Annotated in this window: 9 protein-coding genes; all 9 read right to left on the bottom strand. The window is 41.2% G+C overall.

All coding sequences use genetic code 11. The features are described from left to right. Nucleotides 1–101: 101 nt before the first annotated feature. A complete protein-coding gene (locus ACFFUV_RS22985; RefSeq protein ID WP_390198141.1) occupies nucleotides 102–299 on the bottom strand; it encodes an acyl carrier protein in 198 nt (65 codons plus the stop codon). A 91-nt stretch (nucleotides 300–390) separates the two neighbouring features. Further along, nucleotides 391–1,047, bottom strand: coding sequence for a hypothetical protein (locus tag ACFFUV_RS22980; protein WP_390198138.1), 657 nt, complete (start codon nucleotides 1,045–1,047; stop codon nucleotides 391–393). Between the two features lie 350 nt (nucleotides 1,048–1,397). Further along, on the bottom strand, nucleotides 1,398–1,991 hold the full coding sequence (locus ACFFUV_RS22975; protein WP_390198137.1) for a hypothetical protein: 594 nt from the start codon (nucleotides 1,989–1,991) through the stop codon (nucleotides 1,398–1,400). A 50-nt stretch (nucleotides 1,992–2,041) separates the two neighbouring features. Continuing rightward, entirely contained in the window at nucleotides 2,042–3,142 is a 1,101-nt protein-coding gene (locus tag ACFFUV_RS22970; RefSeq protein WP_390198135.1) for a DnaB-like helicase C-terminal domain-containing protein, read from the bottom strand. Between the two features lie 291 nt (nucleotides 3,143–3,433). Continuing rightward, nucleotides 3,434–3,688, bottom strand: coding sequence for a hypothetical protein (locus ACFFUV_RS22965; RefSeq protein WP_390198134.1), 255 nt, complete (start codon nucleotides 3,686–3,688; stop codon nucleotides 3,434–3,436). An 81-nt stretch (nucleotides 3,689–3,769) separates the two neighbouring features. Then, nucleotides 3,770–4,330 carry a hypothetical protein gene (locus ACFFUV_RS22960; RefSeq protein ID WP_390198132.1) on the bottom strand — a complete coding sequence of 187 codons (561 nt, stop codon included), beginning with the start codon at nucleotides 4,328–4,330 and terminating at the stop codon, nucleotides 3,770–3,772. A 267-nt stretch (nucleotides 4,331–4,597) separates the two neighbouring features. Further along, entirely contained in the window at nucleotides 4,598–5,554 is a 957-nt protein-coding gene (locus tag ACFFUV_RS22955; protein ID WP_390198130.1) for a DUF6371 domain-containing protein, read from the bottom strand. Continuing rightward, nucleotides 5,554–6,837 (bottom strand): hypothetical protein, encoded by a 1,284-nt coding sequence (locus tag ACFFUV_RS22950; protein ID WP_390198128.1) that lies wholly within the window; start codon nucleotides 6,835–6,837, stop codon nucleotides 5,554–5,556. Before ACFFUV_RS22950 ends, ACFFUV_RS22955 begins: the two co-directional genes overlap by 1 nt. Then, a partial coding sequence (locus ACFFUV_RS22945) for a hypothetical protein (RefSeq protein ID WP_390198126.1) occupies nucleotides 6,821–7,057 on the bottom strand: 237 nt, incomplete at its 5' end. The genes ACFFUV_RS22945 and ACFFUV_RS22950, both read right to left, overlap by 17 nt.

Genomic DNA, 7,057 nt, shown 5'->3' with positions numbered 1-7,057 from the left:
AATTACTGTCTTCTCTTACATCGTCAATTACCTCTATATTATTAATGTAATTGAACTCATGCATTTTATCGAATATCTCTTCCCTCGCCATCTCCAATAACTCATCTCTTTCCATAATCCTTTAAATAATCGTACAACATATTTGTAAGCTCTCCTACCGTCAATTCGTGATAAGGCTCGACATCAAGTACTTCATCAGGTATACATCTACCAGTTCTCTTCTCCATTTCCATTACGACTTCCACGAAGTCAAGGGAATCCATGGCCATATCCGCGCCCAGCTCATCATTATTGGTTATCGATTCAGGACGATTAAGCCCATTAAATTCACCTACTTTTTTCGAATATCACCTCTTTTATCATTCTCAATAATTTATCCTTTTCCATAATCTAAATCGACATTTTTAATCTTCTACCTAATTTTTTTTTTATATCTGATATTCTTTCGATGTCCATCTTAACATCTCCAGTAATAGTATACTCCTTATCCATCTTCCTTGGAGGATCCGGGAGTCGGCTTACGGCGAACAACCATGCCAGTTCCTTGTTCTTGTTCTCCCTAAGATACAGATCGGATGTCATGCCATACATTTTTATGATCGTATCGAATAACGTTGATTCCGATAAGCTCATATGTACGCTATAGACGTTTGACGGCTTCCATATCAAGTTATCCAACCTCATCGTATATTCACGTTTAAGGTCTATATGGGATATTACGGCCCTTACTATAGGTTCTTCCTTGAAGTTGGTGTTAGCCACAAACCAGATAAGCCTTTTCTCCACCTCCTTGATAGCTCCTGTATCCTTACCCATATCGTTATATACCCCAACAATACGGTCCCGGATCCCCTCGACCTCCGGTGTCAGACCGGGTGTCTCTATCAGCATCAGCAGCGATCCTCCCCTTGGAGTTATCTTCCACTTCCCATTCTTCTGAAGCTCGATATAACCAGACGCTTTATAACTATCTATTTTCTCCTTTGGAATGATGTTAGCCATCTCTTCTTTCTGCCGGATCATCAAAAGATACCCGACATCAGACATCGTTAATCCTGATATCATCATCTGCTCGAAATTTATATACATATGCAAATAAGTTAAAATATTGACCTAATCTTTCTAGCTACCCTCTCGACTATATCGGGATGATCATTTCCGTTATATATATCTATTAGCGTATCTATTATATGTAACCTTATGTTTCTCTTTGATGGACGAAACCAAAAATCTCCATTTTTTTGTTTACAGGTTTGAACATCTTCAGTTCTGGTATAAGATAACACGCTACACATGATCTTTTGGCAAGTGATAATTCAACCGCTGCCCTTTCTATTGCTCTACATATAAGCGAATAATTACCATTCTTTATTAAATTGTAAGCCCTTGTCAACACCCTAAGGGCGTCTGCTTTCGATAATCTCTTTCCCTTTTTCATATTGTTTAACTGTATAAGATTCATTAGCCATACCAACCCTACCAACTGATATGGATTGATTTATTGATTGATTAAGATGCCCTATAACCGACATCTTGGCTCTAACCGTATTAGCGCATCTTAGAAGGATTCGATAGTCCTCTAAAGCCCGCTCGTACCTTACATCCACCCTGGCTCTTTTATCGGCGTCGGTCATACTCTTGCATGTCCCGTCTTCTCTCAGGCTTATAGCGATCTTATCCCGTATGATCCTGATATCATCCTCGGCTATCACCAGCTCAGCATCAAGAACACCTTTGTAGGAGCTAAGAAGATCCTCTACCGCTACAACCTCCCGCTTCAGATTCTCCAATTCCAATACCATAGAGTTGTCGTTCATCCTCTTATACTCCTGAACTTTTTTGGATACCTCCTCGCAGATGTTAATGATCTCCTTTTCCCGTTCCCGGTTGATGATATATCTAATGCTGTATTCAGACATCTCCTTTAAATAGGATATAATCTCCCGTATGCCCATCTTATTCTCGGTGGAGAAGTTGGCTTTTAACAACATCTCCATGCCTTTCATAATAACAAGCAAATAATTCTTTCTAAGTCTCATGATTAATATGGTGTTTCGTCATGTACTACATTAAAATCATCGCTAGGCGGTATGTATTGCTGCTCCAATGGAATACTGGGAGGCGGGGGCGGTAGTGTTACCACGGTCGTATCCGGCTTGCCGCTGCCTACGGGGGCGTCCGAGCCTCCCGGTCTTTCTTGGCGTACCACACCTCCATCAGGATAATATCGCTCATATCCTTTCATGATATCCACATGTATAGCCTCAATCTCTTCTAACGATCTCTGACGGACTTTTACTATATGATGGAATATAAGTCCATCTACACGGAAAGAGCGCCTTGATTCACTCTTAAAACGTTCCAGATTAGGATACCAGCCTTGCGGGAATTGCATGTATGATGAATAGCCGTATCTCTTTGGGATATTCAACGCTACCATAGCCGTACATAATTGCCCCAATGTATCTGATTGATAGAAATCAGATTGTTTTGGCATATGATCCTTAGGATCCCGTCTTCCCTCAATATCACGGTTAAGTTGTGATATTATAAGAAAGAATATATTGGGAAAAGTTCTTTTAGCTATATTACACATGGTTATCAGACTATCTATATTCCTCTTAGCGTCACCCGTGCCTTGTATAAGAGCTGTATGATCTATGGATACAAATACCATTTTCTTATCCTTGTTCGCTGGCATATAACTATTCCATAAGAAGTTCTGAAGCTCGTCTACTGTCGATGGTTTAGGGATGTATGTTATTCTGCTGGAGTTTTCCTCCTTAAGACATTTCTGCATTTCCTTTATCTCTTCATCAGACATCTCGTTAAGGAGAATATCTTGTATATCCTTTCCCATTTTTTTTGATAGTGAACGTAACATCAAATCCTCTGGATTCATTTCAAATTCACATCTGAGCCATACATAATCATCAGCTTGGGGATTGATATTAACATTCATTACATTGCTCATAATCTTCTGAGCCAAATAAGACTTGCCCACTCCGGGCCTAGCGCCGATAGCCACCGCATGTTGTGGGTAGAACCCGCCCAGCAACGCCTTGTCAAGATAAGCGTATCCAGTACGAGCCGGGAGAAGCTCTCCCGACTGATACTTTCTTATCCTCTCATAGGCATCCATGATAATCTCCTTGGATGACCTCCATATCCTATCCTCACTCATCCTCTTGCGTTTCTATCGCCAGCCGTATCGGATTTAGACCCTCTGTTAGCTGATCTTGATTTATATCTAAGTCCTTTAGCCGTATGGCATAAATCCTTTCCCTTCCGATAGGCTTTACCTTTCAACTTATCGGTCTTGTAGTTCTTGCGACCTAACTCCCGTCTCTTGGCTTTCTGCTCAGGGCGGGCGTTGATCTTCTTATCCGTCTCGGCTTTCTTTCTTCTGGCCTCCGGATGTGTCCTATAATATTCAGTCGACCTCCCCATCCTCGTCCTCCTCGTCATAATCATAATCCTCTACGATAATATCCTCTCCATCTAAATATGAGGCTTTATCTCCGAGTCTGCTTCTCATGCTCTCGTAAGGATCATCCCCATCTTTTATTTCCCACACACATAAGTACGGACCTATTATATCAATAAGCATGTTGGCCTTATCCTCGCTTATGCCTTTTTCTATCATCTTATCTCTGCATTTGTAAAAACCACATGTCTTGTTAAACACTGATCCTCCTACATAAAATCCTGTTGGCTTATGAATAAAAATTACTTTCATCTTTTATATAATTAATATTGTCTATCAAATTTATTTATTTCTCTTTTTTATACAGTCGCCATAGCTCATATCCATATCACACACCACCGTATCGGTCGTGTTGTTTGTCACATGGAACAGGAACTCTGGACACCCGTGGCAGGCGTTGCTCCCGATCACCACCGCTCCGTGCCTAGGGCAAGCCTTCTTTACCATGGTTCTATCATATATCCGTATATGATTATCGCTATACTTTTCAATATATCTCATGGTATTAAGTAGTGATGGCAAAGACATCTTATATGGAGATACATGTTCTATTGGTATATCCAATTCACCAGATAGGCTTTTGTAAATATCCTGTACATCCCGTTTTGTCCTATACGCAAATATATTAATCTCAGTCATTACCATATCCATACTTCTAAGAAGATCCGGCCTAGCCAGCCTCCCCATCGGCTTTCCAAAAGGATCGGATCTCATCCAAGCCCCACACTTCTCGCACCCTACTTGCTCCCCCTCTACCGTATTTATCATAGTGGATGGGTTCTTGCAATACGGGCATATGGATCCGTTTAACATAGCTTTCTGGGCTAAAGACAATTCTATCATACCGTTTCTTCCATCTTAACATTAAATAGACTGCAGTATCTATTGAAATTCTTGTTTTCTATTTCCATATCCTCCTTATACCTGTCAATTGGCTTGATGAAATCATTGTAACAGTCCTTGCACATCCATTGATTGATTACCGCCACATAATATCCTACGGACGTAGGTCTGTTACACATATCACAAATGCCTAAGCACCCATATCTGGTAAGCTTATCCATCATCTCCTGTCTTGTTATTTCAAGCACCTTGAATCCCTTGTAATTATCAACTACCTTTGCCATTATTATAAATTTGTTTAATTATAAAATAATCCGCTATATCCATCCCCTCATCTATATTGGGTTTTGATTCTAGAAAATCACTTATCTCTATATTCATCCCCCTCATATCCTTGTCTACCTTCTTTCTCCATTCGTTGAAAGCGTCGCCCTTATCCGGGTACAGGACTATCCGCCTCCTACCCAATGTCTCTATCATCTCCCTCTTCAACATATGGATACCGCCACAGGCCATGAACAACCTACTAGGGTACACGATGTTGCAGATAACAGCTGTCTTCTCTGACTCTACTATATACACCGGAGCGTCATTGGGATAGAAGTTGATAAGGAACTCCCCGAACAGGCATTGCCTAAGCAGGTAATCCTGACCGTCCAGTATATGCACCCAACATACGTGATCCATGGGAACCTTTACCCTCTTCCCGTCAGGCCCGTAGTCCATTATCTTCCCGGTCCGCACCACCCAATTCTTATCCAGTTGCCAGAACACACAGCACTTACCCCAGTCTCCGAATCTCATCATCCCCACCTTATACAAGTTAAATGCCCTATTGGTATGATACGATCCGAAGATATTGGATAGATAATCTTGAAGATCGGATGTCTCGAAAGGATTAAGGGTCTCAAACATCTTGTTTACTGGGATACAGTTGGCTATATCTGGGTTCACAGGAGGCCTGTATCTTCTTAGCACTTTGTTAGAATCGGTAAAAAGATCATTGCTCCCAAGCTCATTGCCTGTTGGATATTTAAAATAACCACATTTATTTTTGTGATCACATACCCCAAACTGTTCCCCTACTATCTGTCCGGTGGTTACATCTACGTACGGCGTAAAGCATCCATCCCTGCCGCATTGCGGGCACGTCAGCTTTCTTCTTGGCTTACTATGATCCAATTCATATCTGTGAACGCTCTTGTCAAATTCCCTAAACTCCATTATCCTATCCTCTCACTCATGATTCGATAAATATAATCTCTCAGTGATTCTTTTCTTATCAAGTTATTCAATTCAAAATCACTTTCTATATCCAAAGATCCTATTCTTGATGTAACCGTATAATTGGTTTTCTCGAACTTATACTTACCTTGGAGATATACGACTGTAGCCATGTTAAGTATAGGATTATCAGTTTGTCTCTTCAGTTTATATTGGCTTGTCTTGGCGGTAGGATCACCCGGAGCGAAGTTATATATCTCCTCTATCTCCAATATCTTTCCGTAGTTCTCCATTATCATTCTTCTATACAACTCAAGTTGAAAAGCATACTCATCATAGAAATTGCCTTTCCTGTTTGATTTGAAGTCCAATATAGCGAATATCCTCCTGCATCTCTTTATCTTCTTTTTCTCTGTCTTAGGTTGACCCTTCTTGGCTCCAGTCTTATAGAACTCTCCTGTCTCGACCTCTATCTCCACTGTCTCCGGCTCGCTGTCCATCTCCACCACGGCGTCCACCGAAGAAGCTACCTTTAACCTGCTTGACCTCAACATCTTCTCGATCAATACAGGTTTTACATGTCTTTCCTTGCAGAATATGGCAAATGATATTAGATCCTCTATTAGCTCATCAATGTTATCCACTAATATCCGCTCCATCCTATACTTGTCTATTCTCAACTTAGCTTCCTTAACAGCTTTTCTTATCCATGTTGGAATCAGTTTTATCTTAACTCCCGTCAGATATAACCCAAACAGATAATGCATGATAGTTCCTAAGTCAGCCCGGTAGTTGGCATACTCGTCTGGGTCCTTACCCTTGAGTCTCATCTCATTTTTCCATTTTTCTAATGCCCCGGAAGTATCACAATACCCATTCGCAATATTATTGGTAGCCCCATCATATATGATAGGGTATCCATCAGCTCCCATTTCATAATAAACACGCTTGCCAGCCACGGTCATTCTGTATAAGACTGGTGTCGGGATATCCTTGATCCATTCAGCGGCATAATACTGTTGCTCAGTCTCCAGATCATACTCAATTTCTATCTCCTCATCAGGTTCTTTTTTAGGCTCGTCAACAGGCTTTTCTTCCTCATAGATATCTTCCTTCGGAACCGTTGATAAAACGTCTAATATGCCAAAGAATGCGGTAAATTTAGGATCTGTATGATATGCTCTTAATATTGGAAGTGATGATCTCCAGTAGTATGATGGACACACGTCCTTTATCTTGCCTAAACCCGATCCTCCTATCTCTCCATTATCCTCGATAACCACATTGTGTCTCCAGTCGGTTTCTTAAGGCGGCAGCTCCGCGCTGATGCCCCAGAGTGGTAGCTTCCATCATCTTGCGGTATCTGTCCACAGTAACGGGACTCTTGATCTCCGGTTTACCCAGAAGAACTGCCACCTTGTTATATTGTTTCATGATCTGCATATTGTCCAGATTCATGTGCTGGGAAAGCAGCTTGTGCATGATCGCTTCATCCTCCTCGTC

The sequence above is a fragment of the Vibrio olivae genome, assembly GCF_042428525.1.
Taxonomy (GTDB): Bacteria; Pseudomonadota; Gammaproteobacteria; order Enterobacterales; family Vibrionaceae; genus Vibrio; species Vibrio olivae.
The sequence above is the reverse complement of the archived record's forward strand: the minus strand, read 5'-3'. Positions and strand labels throughout refer to the sequence as shown.